The following is a 15,697-nucleotide window of genomic DNA, read 5'->3' as shown; positions in this document are numbered from 1 at the left end:
TCGCCGCAGTGCCGTCCCTTTTCGGGGGCGGCACACGCAGTCCGAACGCGGTCACAGCATTCCTGAAAGGCCTCTGGTCATGAGCACGGAAACACTGCCCCATCTTCTGGTCGTGGATGATGACCGCGAAATCCGCGAACTGCTGAGCCAGTTCCTCGAACGCAATCATTTCCGCGTGACGGCTGCCCGTGACGCCCGCGAAGCCCGCAAGGCCTGGGCGAACGGTCATTACCAGCTCGTGGTGCTGGATCTGATGCTGCCCGGCGAGAGCGGTCTTGAAGTTGCGCGCTGGCTGCGCTCGCAGGACAACGTCCCCATCATCATGCTTACCGCCATGAGCGATGAAACCGACCGGATCATCGGCCTCGAATTCGGTGCGGACGATTACGTCGCCAAGCCTTTCAACCCGCGCGAACTGCTCGCCCGCATCCGCGCGGTGCTGCGCCGGACGATCGACGTCGAGGACAAGCGACAGGTTGCCGATACCCGCAAGATCCACTTCGCGGGCTGGTGCCTCGATCCCGTGCGCCGTCGGCTGCTGAACCCGGAGGGTGCGGAAGTTTCCCTCACCGGTGGCGAGTATGACCTGCTGATGGCGCTCCTCGAACGGGCCAACCGCGTGCTGACACGCGACATGCTTCTGGAACTGCTTCGGGGCCGTCAGGCCGGACCGTTCGACCGCGCCATCGACGTCGCGGTCAGCCGCCTGCGTCGCAAGCTCGAAGACGACGGCCGCAACGCGCAGGTCATCAAGACGGTGCGCGGCGGGGGCTATGTCCTCGCGGCAGAAGTCGAGCGTCTCTGACCGGAATGCATATCCTTCCACGATCTCTCGTCACCCGCACCAGCCTGCTGCTGATTGTGGGGCTTGCCATCGTGGAAGCCGCAGGACTGGCCATCCACGCGCTGGACCGCTTCGATCTGGAAGAACGCAGTCAGGTCCATGAGGAGCAGGTGCAGGTCTTTTCGATCTACCGCACGGTCGCGGAAGCCAGCCCGGCCGACCGTCGCGACGCGATCGAAGACCTGCGCGTCCCCTCCAACGTCACGGTCCTGCTTCTCAAAGAGCCGGACCCGTTGATCGAGGGGCATGAAATTCCCCTCCCCCCGAGAGTGTCGTCCCCTTTCCTGCATCATCCGCGCGATGGCTTCCCCCAGCCCGGCATGATGGACGAGAACGGGCCCCATCCGGGTGCGGACATGCCCCCACATATGGGTCCACCGGGTTTTCCCGAACCCGGCATGAACGGCCCGGATTTCCACATGCCCCCCGGCCCTTCCGGTACGCCCTTGGGTGGCCCCATGCCGGGTCCGATGGACGGCCATATGCCTCCCCCGATGGAAGGAACCCCCCGCTTTCCGGGAAGCCTGCACCGGCATGATATGCCGCCCTTCGTGCGATGGGCGCTGCTGCCGTCGTCCCTTTATCCGCGCAAGGTCCTGATCGGCCAGAAGCTGCGAACGCACTCCACTTCGATCCTCCTGCCGGATCGGGACTGCTGGGTCGTGGTCCGGTTCGTCACCCCTCTGCCCAACCCGTTCGGGTCGCCGACCTTTCTGATCGCGTTCCTCGTCATGTCCATTGCCGGCAGTGCGATGATCGTCTGGGCCACACGCCGTCTGATCGCGCCCGTCACGACGCTTGCCAACGCCGCTGAAGCGCTGGGGCGGGACGTCAACACCGCCGCCCTGCCTGAAAACGGCCCTTCCGAAATCCGACGTGCCGCGATTGCCTTCAATACGATGGCCACGCGCATCCGCCGTTTCGTAACCGACCGCACGCTCATGCTGACCGCCATCGGCCATGACCTCCGCACGCCCATCACGCGCCTGAAACTGCGCGCCGAGTTCATCGACGACGACGCACTCCGCAACAAGGTGCTGGCCGATCTGGACGAGATGGAAGCCATGGTTTCCGCCACGCTGGCCTTCGGACGTGACAGCGCCTCTGCCGAACCCATCGTCACGCTGGACCTGCGCGCCCTGCTCCAGACCATCATGGACGAAGCCGCCGAGAGCCTGCCGGACAAGGCGGACGACCTGTTTTATGAACCGCCCAACGTGCCCGTCCGCATCAAGGCGCGCTCGGTCGCGCTGAAACGCGCCCTGAACAACCTCATCCTCAATGCCCTGAAATATGGCGGGGACGCCCATGTCACACTCATTCCAGCCACCCGCCCCGGCGAAAAAGGCAATGCGGTCCGCATTCTGATCGAAGACAATGGCCCGGGCCTGCCTGAAAACGAGCTGGACCGCGTATTCGAACCCTTCGTTCGCATCGAAAGCAGCCGCAACCGCGAAACCGGTGGAACCGGCCTTGGTCTGGCCATTGCCCGCACCATTCTGCATGGTCAGGGCGGCGATGTCCGCCTTGAAAACCGGACCGGCGGGGGCTTGCGCGTCATCGTCACGCTGGCCCCATAAACAGAGCATGGACAGAGCCCCGCCTTGATCAATGGCCCGGCTCTGTCCATGCTAAGAGCTTCCCCATCTTTCTGATCAGGTCTTTTCCATGAAACAGCGTGAACTTGGCCGCACCGGCATTGCCGTCAGCGAAATCTGCCTCGGCACCATGACCTTCGGTCAGCAGAACACCGAAACCGAGGGCCACGCCCAGCTCGACATGGCGCTGGACCACGGCATCAATTTCATCGACACCGCCGAACTTTATTCCATCCCGCCCCGCGCCGAGACGCAGGGCTCAACCGAAACCATCATCGGAAGCTGGCTGAAAGCGCGCGGCGGCCGTGACCGTCTCGTCATCGCCAGCAAGGTCGTCGGACGGACGGCCATGCCGTGGTTCCGCCCCGATGGCGAGGAAGCACGCCTCACCCCGCGCCAGATCCGCTATGCGCTCGAAGGCTCCCTGCGCCGCCTCGGCACCGATTACATTGACCTTTATCAGCTCCACTGGCCCGACCGGAAAGTGGGCCTGTTCGGCGAAGGTGGTACGACTTTCCGCGACCTGCCGGAAGACTCCGCCGTTCCGTTCGAAGACACGCTCGGCGTGCTCGGCGATCTCGTGAACGAAGGCAAGATCCGCCATGTTGGTCTCTCCAACGAGACCGCATGGGGCGTCTCAAAATTTCTGGAAGCCTCCCGCACGGGCCTGCCGCGCGTCGCCTCCATTCAGAACGCCTATAACCTGATCAACCGGACTTTCGAGATCGGCCTTGCCGAAATGGCGCTGCACGAGAAGGTCGGACTGCTGGCGTATTCCCCGCTCGCGCAGGGCTACCTGACCGGAAAATATCTGAACGGCGCCCGCCCCGCCGGAGCCCGCACCACGCTGTTCAACCGTGGCCAGCGTTACGAAAAGCCCGGCGTTGACGATGCCATCACGGCCTATCACGCCCTCGCTCGTGAGGAGGGGATCGACCCTACCCAGCTCGCGATCGCGTTCGTCACCTCACGCCCGTTCGTGACATCCAACATCATCGGCGCCACCAGCGTCGATCAGCTCCGTACCATTCTCGGCGCGACAGATGTCGTCATCACGCCTGAGCTGGAAGAGAAGATCAACGCCATCCATCAGGTGCACTCCAACCCGGCCCCCTGAAGGCGGCGCATCCGGCATCGGGGGTACTCCCGATGCCGACCGGCCTCAGACCTTGATCAGGCGCGCGGCAAAGAAGCCGTCCATGCCGCCAAGTTCGCTCCACAGGCCCGGATGGGTGCGGAACATCCCGTCCCATGTCCGGGCAACGGCCATATCGGCCAGTTCCGCTTCCGAAAACGGATCGAACCTCCAGCCACCGCGCGCAATCGCCGCCTTGATCCGCTCCGGGCCTTCCTCATCCTGAAGCGAGCAGACGGCATAAAGCAGCACGCCACCCGGCTTGAGCATTTCATGCGCGGCATCAATCAACGCATCCTGACCTTCCGCCAGCGCCGTCACGTCGCGCGGGCGCTTGATCCACAACACATCCGGATGACGTCGCAGGGTGCCTGTCGCGGAACACGGCGCATCCAGCAGAACCATGTCCACCGGCGCGTCCGGACGCCATGTTGCGGCATCGGCCACAACCGTCTTCGCGGACAGCTTCAGACGCGCGATATTGTCTTCCAGCCGCTGCGCCCGCGCTTCCTCACGCTCGACCGCCACAACCTGCGCGCCCGCCGTTGCAAGCTGGGCCGTCTTGCCGCCCGGCGCTGCGCAGAGATCCACGACGGTCTTGCCCGACACATCGCCCATCAGCTTCACTGGCATCGTCGCCGCGACATCCTGCGCCCAGAATGCGCCGTCCTCGAAGCCTTCCAGCGTTGTGATGCGCGTTCCGGCCGGATAACGGACGGACCCTGTCGGCAGCACCTCGCCTCCTTCCGGCGCGACGGCTCCCGGACGCAGCGTCAGATCCAGCGGCGCTTCACGATGCAAGCCACGCGAAATCGCTCGCGCCCGCTTGCCCCACGCGCTCCACAACCACGGCGGCACATCCAGCCGGTCCACGTCCAGACCATCCAGAAGCTCCTGCCCTTCCCGCGCCACGCGACGAAGCACAGCATTCGCCAGCCCCGCAAACGGCGCCAGACCGCGACGGCGCAGCAGATCCACGATCGTCCCGACCGCGGCATGGGGCGGCGTTTCGAGATGCAGCAACTGCGCCACGCCCATCAGCAGCGCACAACGCACCGGCTCGGGCGGTTCGCGGCGCAATAGCGGCTGAAGCAGTTCGGTCATGCTGCCCAGATGACGCAATGTCGTCGCCGCCAGACGATGGGCCGAGGCCCGATCCCGCGGGTCCAGTCCCTGCCCGGCACGATCCAGCGTCGTCTCCAGCATCCGGCGATGCTCGACCACCCCACAGACAATATCGAAGGCAAGGTCGCGCGTCGGGTCCGGCGCAGGACGACGCTGCGGCGTACGGCCACCCTGTGACGACCCTTGCGGGCGACGTGGTCCAGCATTCCGGGTTCCGGAGGCCGGATTACGGGGAGGCTTGTTAGATGGGGGCTGGGTCATGACAGGCTATCGATCTCTCGCATCCTGCCGAAATCGCATCTTGCGGCCACGGACGCAATGGCGTCTTCTCCCGACATGTCCGATCTTATTGCCCAAAACCTCGCCGCCATCCGTCATCGTATCGCTCAGGCCTGCGAAAAAGCCGGGCGCGCAGAGGCGGACGTGTCTCTCGTGGCCGTCAGCAAGTTCCACCCGATCGAGAGTGTCGAAGCCGCGTTAAAAGCCGGTCAGCGCCTGTTCGGGGAAAACCGTGTGCAGGAAGCCGCCTCCAAATTTCCGCAGCTTCGCGACCATTTTCCGGACCTGCGTCTGCACATCATCGGCGGCCTTCAGACCAACAAAGCCCTCGAAGCCTGCCAGATCGCGGACGTGATCGAGAGCCTCGACCGTCCGTCCCTGTCGGACGCCATTGAAAAGGCCGCACAGAAAGCCGGGCGCCTGCCCGACCTTCTCGTTCAGGTCAACACGGGCGACGAACCGCAGAAATCCGGCATTCCCCGAGAAAAAGCCGATGCGTTCATTGAAGCCTCTCTTGAAAAATTCGGTCCCAAAATCCGGGGTTTGATGTGCATCCCCCCCGAGGATAAAGACCCCGCACCCCATTTCCACTTCCTGCGCAGAACAGCCGAACGGCACGGACTGCCGGTGCTCTCGATGGGGATGTCTGCCGATTTTGAAACCGCCATTGCCGAAAACGCAACGCTCGTCCGGGTGGGAACCGCCATTTTCGGAAGCCGTCCCGCGCCACAATCCTGACGCACGGCTTGCGTCCGTCGCAGAAATCTTGTCATGAGGGGGAGTTGCCGTGATGTGGAGCGCGCTTGACCAGTGCTGCGACAGGAGATGACGGCACTCTACTGACGCCCGTAAATGGAACCAGCAATGCCTGAACATGACGGTGACCGCGCCTCAAACTCTCCTCATGGCGTAGGGATTCCCAACGACTCCGGCGACGTCGTCCAGACGATCGAGCAGGCCCGTTCGGAAGGCCATACCCACGAGATCGGCGGCGAAGATGACGGTTCCAGCCACAAGCGCCCCGCCGGCATGGGCGCGCTGCTTACGGTTCTGGGCGTGGTTTACGGCGATATCGGCACAAGCCCGCTCTATGCGCTGCAATCCTCCGTCAGCATTGTCAGTACGCCCAAGATGCCTGCCCAGCCCTGGGAAATCATGGGGCTTGCGAGCCTGACGTTCTGGGCGCTGATGCTCATCGTCACCATCAAATACGTCATTCTCATCATGCGGGCCGATCATGATGGCGAAGGCGGCATTATCGCCCTCATGTCCCTCGCCCAGCGCGTCTGCAAATCGCAGCATTTCCGATGGCTTTTTGGCCTCGTAGGCATTGCAGGAACCTGCCTGTTCTTCGGCGACAGCATTATCACCCCCGCCATTTCGGTCCTTTCAGCCGTGGAAGGCATCGAAACCGCCGTGCCGTCGGCCAGCCACATCATCATCCCGCTGGCAATGATCGTGCTGGTCGGGCTGTTTTCGGTTCAGGTGCTGGGAACCGGCAAAATCGGCAAGGCGTTCGGCCCGATCATGGTGGCCTGGTTTGCGGTTCTCGCCATTCTTGGCGTCAAGGGGATCTTGCTCTACCCCCATATTCTGCTTGCCCTGTCGCCGACCTTCGCGCTCGAATTCATCATCATGCACGGCTACCTGTCGTTCATCGCACTCGGTTCGGTCGTCCTGTCCGTCACGGGTGCGGAAGCGCTTTATGCCGATATGGGCCATTTCGGACGCGCCCCGATCCGCAAGGCCTGGCTGTTTTTCGTCCTGCCATCCCTGACGCTGAACTATTTCGGACAGGCCGCCCTGCTGATTCATAATCCGCATGCCCTGTCCAACCCGTTCTATCTTCTGGTGCCGCACTGGGCGCAGATCCCGATGCTGATCCTTGCGACCTTCGCAACCGTGATCGCCTCGCAGGCTGGGATCTCGGGCAGCTTCTCGCTGTGCCGTCAGCTCATCCAGCTCGGCTACCTGCCCCGCACCCGCATCATGCACACCAACGCGTCGGAAGAAGCGCAGATCTATCTGCCGTCGCTGAACTGGATTCTGGCCTTCGGCGCGCTGGTTCTGGTGTTGTCGTTCCGCACGTCCTCGGCCCTCGCCGCCGCTTACGGCATCGCTGTCACGGGAACATTCCTGTGCACCTGCGTGCTGGCCATGGTGGTGTTCCGCCGCGTCTTCAAATGGAAGACCGCCACGGTCGCGATCGTCTTTGGCTTCTTCTTCATCGTGGACAGCATTTTCTTCTCCGCAAACGTGCTCAAGATCCCCGATGGCGGCTGGGTCCCACTCGCGATCGGCATTATCAGCACCATCATCATGACCACCTGGAAGCGCGGACGCAGCCTCATCGCCGCCCGTCAGCAGGCGGATTCCATGCCGATGGGCTCTTTCCTCGCGCGTCTGCCGCAGTCCCGCACGATCCGCGTTCCCGGTCTGGCCGTCTTCCTGACCGCCAACCCCGATATCGTGCCGAACTCGCTGCTGCATAACCTCAAGCACAACAAGGTTCTGCACGATCACATCCTGTTCGTAACGGTCCAGAACCTCGACCAGCCGGAAGCCGAGCGCGGACACCGCGCCATCGTTCAGGAACTGGCGCCCAACATTCACCGCGTCATCGTCCGCTACGGCTTCATGGAGATGCCCAATCTCCCCCGCGCCCTGCTGGAACTGAACGCGCTCGGCGTGGCGTTCGACGCCATTCAGGCCTCCTATTTCACGTCCCATGAACTCGTCGTCCGCTCCCGCGTGCCGAAGATGCAGCTCTGGCGCATGTGGATCTTCCTCCTGCTCCAGCGCAATGCGGCCTCCACGACCGAGTTCCTGCGCATCCCGCCTGACCGCGTGGTGGAATTCGGCGTCCGGATTGCCATTTGACGCCTGTGTCACAACCCGAGCCGCTATCCCTCTACATCCACTGGCCGTTCTGTCTGGCGAAGTGCCCCTACTGCGATTTCAACTCCCATGTTCGGGACGTGATCCCGCAGCAGCGCTTTGCCGCAGCCCTGCGCCGTGAACTGGCCCATGATGCCGCCCGTCTGACGCGCGATGGCGTCAAACGCCCCCTGCGTTCGATCTTTTTCGGCGGTGGCACGCCGTCGCTGATGGCCCCCGAGACCGTTGCAGCCCTGATCGAGGACGCGCATCGCCTTTTTGACGCACAGGATGATCTGGAAATCACGCTCGAAGCCAACCCGACCAGCGTTGAGGCCGGAAAATTCGCGGCATTCCGCCAGGCCGGGGTCAACCGCGTCTCGCTCGGCATTCAAAGCCTGCGGGACGATGCGCTGCACAAGCTCGGCCGCGAACACTCCGCCACGCAGGCCATCCGTGCGCTCGAAACCGCCCGAACCCTGTTCCCGCGCATTTCCTTTGACCTGATCTACGCCCGCCCCGGCCAGAGCGACGCCGACTGGACGGACGAACTCACCACAGCGCTCGACCTCGTGGCCGATCACCTGTCGCTGTATCAGCTCACCATCGAACCGGGCACGAAGTTCGAAGCCATGCACCGGCGCGGCGAACTCACTCTGCCCGACGAAGACACCGCCGCACGCCTCTATGACCTGACCGGCGACATCGCCGCCCGTCACGGCCTGCTGCCTTATGAAGTCTCAAACTACGCCCGCCCCGGCGCCGAGAGCCGCCATAACCTGACCTACTGGCGCTATGCGGACTATATCGGCATCGGCCCCGGCGCCCATGGGCGCCTGACGCTGGACGGCGAACTTTACGCCACCCGCCGTCACCGCGCGCCCGAACCCTGGGCCGAACGGGTTGAAAAGACCGGCTCCGGCAGTACCGAAGAAACCCTTCTCACGCCGGAAGAAAAAGGCCGCGAAGCCCTGTTGATGGGCCTGCGCCTGTCCGAAGGCATCAATGAAGCCCAGTTCGCCGCCCGCACGGGCCGTGCACTCATGGACTGTGTGGACCCTGCTCTGCTCGACGCGTGCATTGAGGAAAACTACCTTGAGCGGAACAACGGTATCCTGCGCGCGACGGGCGAAGGACGGCTTCGTCTTGAAGCGATACTGGCGCGCCTCGTCACTTGAGGGCATGATCCGGTCTTAATCCATCTGGAAGAGACCATGCGCCGATCCATTCTCTCTGCCCTTCTGGCTACCTGCACCATACTCGCCCCGCTTGCCGCAGCGAACGCCGCTCCTGCTCCGAATTACGTCGTGCTCGACAACGACTTCCTCGGTCCGGGCGGCTCCAACATCCAGTCCATCATTCCCCTGCTCAACCGCCCGGGCGTGACGCTGCTCGGCCTGACGTCGGTCGTCGGCGATGACTGGGAAAACGCAGGCACGGCGCATGCCCTGCGCTTTCTGGAAATCGCTCGCCAGACCCAGATCCCTGTCGCCGATGGCGCCACCACGCCGCTGGTCAACACCGTCGCGGAGACGAAACTGCGCGAACAGCAGTTCGGCATCATTCCCTGGAAAGGTGCATGGGGCGGCCTCGGCTCCATCGAACACGTCCCGGCCACACAGCCTCCCGTCGGCAAGCTGCCAGAAGGCACGCCCCATACCGCCGCCGACGCGCTTCCAGCCGCCATGTTCCTGATCCGCGAGGTCCACGCCCATCCACATCAGGTCACGATCATCGCCGCAGGTCCGCTGACGAACCTCGCCCTCGCCATCCGGATCGACCCGACTTTCGCCGAAACCGCCAAACAGCTCGTCTTCATGGGCGGCCTGCTCGATGCCAGCATGATGTCCGTCACCGGCAATGCCGATTTCGCATCCGACTTCAACCTGATCATGGACCCCGAAGCCGCCCAGATCGCCCTGACAGCGCCATGGCCCGCCATCACCTGCGTCGGCAACGTCTCGAACGACATCATGATGACGCCCGAACTCGCAAACCGCATCAATGCAAAGCACAACGCCGTCACGGATTATCTGCAAAAGTATCAGGCGCCGCTACCGCTCTGGGATGAACTGACCTCCGCCATCGCCGTTGATCCGACACTGATCACGAAATCCGTCACGGCCATCATGAACGTCAATATCGACCACGGGATGGATTACGGTCACGCCCATATCTGGCCGGATTCAACCGCTCCGAAGGGCATGGGTCTGCGGAAGGTGAAGATCGTGCAGTCCATCGACAAGACGCGCTTCATCAACGATTTCGTCTCGCAGTCCCAGAACGCCATGGGCACGCACTGAGAGTTTGAAAGAGGGCACCCGACATCTATGCTGAACATCATCAAACTGGCCGTCGGCTGCCCGAGCATCGAAGTCCTGCGCGAACGGCTGAACCATTACCGCATCAACGGCCACGCCACCGTCCAGACCCGCACCATGCCCAAACGGGCCGAGGAAGTTCTGGACGGCGGCTCCCTGTATCGCGTGATGGATGGCATGGTCCTGTGCCGCCAGCCCATCATCGGTCTGGAAAGCGCCCAGCGCGCGGACGGCAGCACAGGCACGCTGATCGTCGTGTCAGACGAGATCATCCCGGTGCAGCCACGTCCGATGCGCCCGTTTCAGGGTTGGCGCTATCTGGAACCCAAAGACGCGCCCCCCGATCTGGGCAGCAGCCTTGGTCATGACGGCATTGCCGATCTCCCGCCACAGCTTCGGAAGGAGCTGGCCGAACTCGCCCTGATCTGATCCCCCAAGATCTGCCCCCTCAGGGCCGCGCCACATTTTTGCTGCATTCCGGGAACGGAATGTGACGTTAAACGTCATGCCTTTATTACGGGGAGCCACAGGATGCTCCCCTCCGACCTGCCGATCGTCCCGAAGGCGCACCGTGCAGATCAGAACAGAAGGAGTGCCGCCTTTGCCGCCCTTTTCCCGCCTCTCCCGAACAGGCACGGTCGCCGTCACGCTGTCAGCAGCCCTCACCCTCAGTATCAGTCTGACAGCTTTCGCTCCCGATGCGCTTGCACAGACAGCCAACACCACTGAAACGCCAGCCGCGCTCTCAAAAACCCTACCCGGCAAAATCGTCTACACACAGCTCACAACGCCCGATCTGGCAAAAGCCAAAGCCTTTTATGGCGCACTGCTGGGCTGGAATTTTCAGGACCGCCCCGTCTCGCGCGGCCATTATGCCGAGGCGCTGGTCAACGGCCATGTCGTAGCCGGGCTGGTCGAGCGTCCTCTCCCCGACACGGCTAATCCACCCCAGCCGCTCTGGCTTCCATTCATTTCGGCACTCGACGTCCCGGCGGTGGCCAAGGAATCGCTCCAGTGGGGCGGAAAAATCCTGTACCGTCCGACCGTTGTTCCGGGCCGTGGCGAACAGGCCATTATCGCCGACCCGCAGGGCGCGCTTTTCGCCGCTTTGCACGCCCCTCAAGGCGACCGCAACGATACGGACGACACGGTTCAGGGCGACTGGATCTGGCATACAATCCTGACCCCGGCTCCCGCAGCCAGCGCGGGATTCTACCAGAAACTCTTCGGCTATCAGGTTGAAGACGCACCTCCGCCCGACACGCACCAGCACTATATTCTGGACTCACAGTCCATCGCCCGTGCGACCGTCAATCCCCTTCCGGCGCGCCTGCCGCCAGATGCGAGCGCGCGCTGGATCGGCTTCGTCCAGGTGGACAGCGTCGGGAGTGCCGCCGAAAAAGCCGTGCAGCTTGGAGGACGTGTTCTCGTGCAACCCCATCCCGATCATCAGAACAGCATGATCGCCGTCCTCGCCGACCCGAGCGGCGCCGTTTTCGGCGTCATGGAATGGCATGATCCCAGCGCGGCAGGAGATGCGAAATGACCCGTTGGACAATAAAATCCTTCCTGCGCCTTGGCGGTACGCTCTGCCTTCTGGGACTTTTGTCAGGCTGCGGTGACTATGAATATGGCGGCCCCGGCCAATACGGCACCTATTATGGCGGCGGGGGCTATTACAGCAGCACTTATAATCGCGGCTGGGGCAGCACATGGGGCCCAGGATGGGGCTGGGGACCGGGCTATTACGTCGGCCCCTATCCCGGACGCGGCCCGGGGCGGCCTCCCGGCGTACGTCCCGGTCCCCGGCCTGGAGGACCCGGCCATGGTCCCGGTGGACAGGGGAGGCCCGATGGCAGACCGGGAGGTGGGTTTGGCCATGTACCTGGTGGCGGAAGACCCGGAGGCGGTCAGGGACCGGGAAGGCCGGGCGGCGGAGGAATGGGCGGTGGCAACCATGGGGGTGGCCAGGGCGGTCGTGGACCCGGTGGGCGCCGCTGAACCCCATCATATCTGCTCATGGAAACCGGAGGCGGTTCTCCGCCTCCGGGATCAGACAGTCTTGCGGCCCGCACGCTCCAGAGCGGCGATCTCGGCCATGACATCCCCATTTTCGATCTTCTGGGCAATGTCTGCGAAGGGCGCGCCCGCCTCAAGAGCCGCAGCCGTAGCACTCCAGTGTTCCCCGGCCTGAGCATCACCTTCACATAATCCAGCCGAAATATCGAACCGCAACAACGTCGCCTCCCCGCTCAGACGACGCAGCGCCCGCAACAGGGCATGAGCCTGCGTCGCGCGTTCTCCCACTGCCGAAACCCCGCCCAGAACGGGAAGCGAGCCTCTGGCAAACTCGGCCCGTGTGGTATCGATCCCAGCCTGACGCTGGACACGATCTGTTGTCACAGGATTTTCCCGCTTCAACACAGCCGAAACATACCGCAGATTGCCGATCACTGCCGCCTGCAACAGGCCATCCATGTCCTGCCCCCGTCGCTGCGGGCAGACCATGAACGCACACAGCAGTCCGATGACACTGCCGAGCGTGTTATCCAGCACCCGCATCCACGCAATGCCCTGAGAGGGCATGAGCATTTCCGTCACGACGATAAACTGCGCGCTGATGAACACGACCAACATGGTATAATTGACAGCACGCATCGCGATCGCCCCGATCACAAAGAGCGCCACCGCCGCCAGCATCTGCGCAGAACCCGGCAGAAACGGCGTCAGCAAAAGTGCGAGCACACCCCCGCCCAGCGTCCCCAGCACGCGTTCGAGCGCGCGCACCAGCGTTGTCTGACCGGAAGGCTGGATCACCAGAAGCACCGCGACCAGCGCCCAGAAACCATAATCCAGATCCAGCCACCAACTTGTCAGATAGGTTGCCAGCAGACCCACCACGAGACGCAGCGCATGTTGCCAGATCGTCGGCGTCAGACGCGCCGCATGACGTGGCAGTTCAGCATCGAACGGGAGCCGCGCCTTTTGCGCCAACCCCTCGGCCAGTGTTCCCAGCGTCCGCGCACTGGTCGCCACAAGTTCGCCAACCGGCCCTGCCGTGACAGGAATACTCCCCGCCAACGCCAGCCCTTCAGCGGCCAGATGTTCAAGATCAGGCGCAGGTTCGAGCGCCGCGTCGCTCGCGTGCTGACACAGAGCGGAAAAAGCCGCCAGCGTACCCCGCGCCTCAAAATCCAGCCCACGGGTTTCGACAAGATGCTCGACGGCGAGCATGGCGGTAAACAGACGCTCAGCCCCGGCCAGCGAGGCAATCAGCCGCCCGCGCATACCGTAACTCGCATGTCCGGCATCGATCTGGAGCGCCAGCCCCCGGGCCCGCTCGATGGCCGTACGCACATTCTGCCGGTGTACGGTTTCCTGAAGTCGCCCCGCTGCGATCTCGCCCGCCATGACCGACAGCAGCCGGTAACAGGCTCCAACAGCCCGTCGCGCAGGGGCGTAAGGATGCTGCGGCCAGACCACAAGGCACAGAAATGCCGCCCAGAGTCCCCCGCCACCAAACGCAAGAGCAACGACGAGAGCGTCCTGAAATCTATGCGCCGGAAACCCGGTGCCCGCCAGCATGACACAGCCCAGCAGCGCACAAAGCAGCGCGATGGACGGCGACAGCGCCCTAGCCAGACCCGCCATCAGCCCCGTCAGCGCAAGCCAGGGCAGCACACCCCAAAGTGGGTACACCGCAATCAGCGACGTCACGCCTCCAAGGATCGTGCCGCACGCCGTAAAAAGTCCAAGAATACGAAACTGCTCACGCGCCGTCCCGCCCGGCTCGATCAGGCAGCTCCAGAAGGCGGCAAAGCCAGCCCAGGCCAGAACGGCCTGATGTTCATAAATCGCGGGAAGCAGCGCTACGACCGTCGCCACCGCCGCCCGGGTTCCTTCTGCCGGAGCAATCTGCTCCGGGCTGACGGGAACCGAATGACGCGCCAGAAACTGCTTCAGAAAATCAAGCGGTCTCTCCCGCCCCTGTGAGGCGCGGGCGGGAGGCGTCTGGCGAGGAAGCGGCGGGTCAGAGGCCATCAGCGACCGGTCAGAATACGCTCCACGAGCTGGCTGACCGTCGGGACAAAGCCGTTCGCGTAGAACGGGTCAGTTCCGAAACGCCACGCATTCGTGCCGCCGAACATAAGGTTATGGTCGACCACATTATCCTCATCCGCACCGGGCGGAATATGGGAAATGGTCTGGAGCGTCTTCTGAATGCAGAAAGAGCGCGGATCCGCCTTCTGGCCGTTGGTATACGGCTCACGCTGCATCCAGTTGGAGAACCGGCACTGCGAGAGACATCCCATGCAGGCCGTCTGGTCGGCAAGAATTTCGCGCGCACTTTCGGGCGTCACAAACACCAGCGTATCGTCCGGCGTCCGCAGAGCCTCGGTAAAGCCCGCAGCTTCCCAGTCTGCAATTCGCGGACGGTCGGCGGCCGGGACGAACACTTCGCGTTTGCGGGCACCAACGCCATAGGACGCCTCGTAGCCGTCGCCAGCTTCCTGACTGTACGGCACCTGACGCTCGGAGCGCTCACACAGATCCTGCAGGAAGCTGTTGCGGACGGCCGAGGAATAGAAACCGGTCGGGGAGAAGCGGTTGAGATACACATCCCCTTCCTTCAGCGTCAGCAGACGGCGCTTCCAGGCATCGGGGATCGGGCTTTCCTGCGTCAGAAGCGGGCGGGTTCCGAACTGGAACACGATCGGCCCCAGCTCCGGATTGCCGATCCAGTCCTGCCAGTCCTCAAGATGCCAGACACCACCGGCCATGATGATCGGCGTCTCGCCCAGACCATAACTCCGCATGACACGGCGCAGTTCGAGAACGCGCGGATACGGATCTTCCGGCGAAAAGGGATTTTCCGTGTTGGACAGACCGTTATGGCCACCCGCACGCCACGGATCTTCGTAAACAACGCCGCCCAGCAGTTCAGGCGCCTTGCTGTACGCACGCCGCCACAGAGCGTTGAACGCCCGTCCCGAAGAGACGATCGGATAATAGGGAATGCCGAAACGGACCGCGATGTCAGACAGACGGTACGGCATGCCCGCGCCACAGGTCACGCCATGCACCAGCCCCGGAGCGCCTTCGAGAATCCCGATGATGACCTCTTCGGCCCCACCCATTTCCCAAAGGATGTTGACGTTGATCCGGCCTCTGCCGCCCGAAATCTCGTGAGCGATCTTCGCCTGCGCGATACCGCCATCAATCGCGTAACGGATCAGTTCCTGCTGACGCTCACGCCGCGTGCGACCATGATAGACCTGCGGAACCGGATGACCGTCCTGATCGTAGCTGTCCGCATTGACAGCCGAAATGGTCCCAATCCCGCCCGCAGCGGCCCAGTGTCCGGCCGAGACGCCCGTAGAGACGGAGACACCTTTGCCCCCTTCGATCAGAGGCAGCACGTCCTGACCACCAAAACGGAGGGTATCAATAGATTTCATGGGGACTGGCTGTCTCCGAAACTCAGAAAAAAAAGGGCGGGGCCTTGTGAGCCCCGCCC

13 protein-coding genes are annotated in these 15,697 nt (G+C 63.2%); 10 read left to right on the top strand and 3 right to left on the bottom strand.

Going from position 1 to position 15,697, the window contains the following annotated elements:
* The first annotated feature begins 79 nt into the window (after window positions 1–79).
* From JK176_RS00415 to JK176_RS00405, 3 genes are all read left to right on the top strand, one after another.
* Window positions 80–805: a response regulator gene (locus tag JK176_RS00415; RefSeq protein ID WP_099285519.1), complete on the top strand. Its 726-nt coding sequence runs from the start codon at window positions 80–82 to the stop codon at window positions 803–805.
* 5 nt (window positions 806–810) lie between these two features.
* A complete protein-coding gene (locus JK176_RS00410; protein WP_194261842.1) occupies window positions 811–2,424 on the top strand; it encodes an ATP-binding protein in 1,614 nt (537 codons plus the stop codon).
* A gap of 88 nt (window positions 2,425–2,512) precedes the next feature.
* Window positions 2,513–3,559, top strand: a complete 1,047-nt coding sequence (locus tag JK176_RS00405; RefSeq protein WP_211585874.1) for an aldo/keto reductase — start codon at window positions 2,513–2,515, stop codon at window positions 3,557–3,559.
* Between the two features lie 45 nt (window positions 3,560–3,604).
* Here the strand turns inward: JK176_RS00405 and JK176_RS00400 are convergent, their stop codons facing one another.
* On the bottom strand, window positions 3,605–4,963 hold the full coding sequence (locus tag JK176_RS00400) for an RsmB/NOP family class I SAM-dependent RNA methyltransferase (protein ID WP_211585873.1): 1,359 nt from the start codon (window positions 4,961–4,963) through the stop codon (window positions 3,605–3,607).
* 57 nt (window positions 4,964–5,020) lie between these two features.
* Here JK176_RS00400 and JK176_RS00395 point away from each other — a divergent pair, with 57 nt between their 5' ends.
* From JK176_RS00395 to JK176_RS00365, 7 genes are all read left to right on the top strand, one after another.
* A complete protein-coding gene (locus JK176_RS00395) occupies window positions 5,021–5,719 on the top strand; it encodes a YggS family pyridoxal phosphate-dependent enzyme (protein ID WP_249194077.1) in 699 nt (232 codons plus the stop codon).
* 114 nt (window positions 5,720–5,833) lie between these two features.
* Window positions 5,834–7,861 carry a potassium transporter Kup gene (locus tag JK176_RS00390; protein ID WP_194261839.1) on the top strand — a complete coding sequence of 676 codons (2,028 nt, stop codon included), beginning with the start codon at window positions 5,834–5,836 and terminating at the stop codon, window positions 7,859–7,861.
* Window positions 7,858–9,036 carry a radical SAM family heme chaperone HemW gene (gene hemW, locus JK176_RS00385; RefSeq protein ID WP_211585872.1) on the top strand — a complete coding sequence of 393 codons (1,179 nt, stop codon included), beginning with the start codon at window positions 7,858–7,860 and terminating at the stop codon, window positions 9,034–9,036. The genes JK176_RS00390 and hemW overlap by 4 nt, the downstream gene beginning before the upstream one ends.
* A 36-nt stretch (window positions 9,037–9,072) precedes the next feature.
* Window positions 9,073–10,161 (top strand): nucleoside hydrolase, encoded by a 1,089-nt coding sequence (locus JK176_RS00380; protein WP_211585871.1) that lies wholly within the window; start codon window positions 9,073–9,075, stop codon window positions 10,159–10,161.
* A 27-nt stretch (window positions 10,162–10,188) separates the two neighbouring features.
* Window positions 10,189–10,608 (top strand): DUF1489 family protein, encoded by a 420-nt coding sequence (locus JK176_RS00375; protein WP_194254172.1) that lies wholly within the window; start codon window positions 10,189–10,191, stop codon window positions 10,606–10,608.
* A gap of 142 nt (window positions 10,609–10,750) precedes the next feature.
* Window positions 10,751–11,725 (top strand): VOC family protein, encoded by a 975-nt coding sequence (locus JK176_RS00370; RefSeq protein ID WP_349291884.1) that lies wholly within the window; start codon window positions 10,751–10,753, stop codon window positions 11,723–11,725.
* Entirely contained in the window at window positions 11,722–12,180 is a 459-nt protein-coding gene (locus JK176_RS00365; RefSeq protein WP_211585869.1) for a hypothetical protein, read from the top strand. The genes JK176_RS00370 and JK176_RS00365 overlap by 4 nt, the downstream gene beginning before the upstream one ends.
* 51 nt (window positions 12,181–12,231) lie before the next feature.
* On the opposite strand, the gene JK176_RS00360 is transcribed toward JK176_RS00365, so the two are convergent.
* Both JK176_RS00360 and JK176_RS00355 read right to left on the bottom strand, forming a co-directional pair.
* Window positions 12,232–14,220, bottom strand: a complete 1,989-nt coding sequence (locus JK176_RS00360; RefSeq protein ID WP_211585868.1) for an FUSC family protein — start codon at window positions 14,218–14,220, stop codon at window positions 12,232–12,234.
* Complete coding sequence (locus JK176_RS00355) at window positions 14,220–15,638, bottom strand: nitronate monooxygenase family protein (protein WP_211585866.1); 1,419 nt, start codon at window positions 15,636–15,638, stop codon at window positions 14,220–14,222. Before JK176_RS00355 ends, JK176_RS00360 begins: the two co-directional genes overlap by 1 nt.
* Window positions 15,639–15,697: the final 59 nt, after the last annotated feature.

This window comes from Gluconobacter sp. Dm-73, assembly GCF_018256215.1.
GTDB lineage: Bacteria > Pseudomonadota > Alphaproteobacteria > Acetobacterales > Acetobacteraceae > Gluconobacter > Gluconobacter cadivus.
This window is presented reverse-complemented; position numbering and strand designations above follow the sequence as displayed.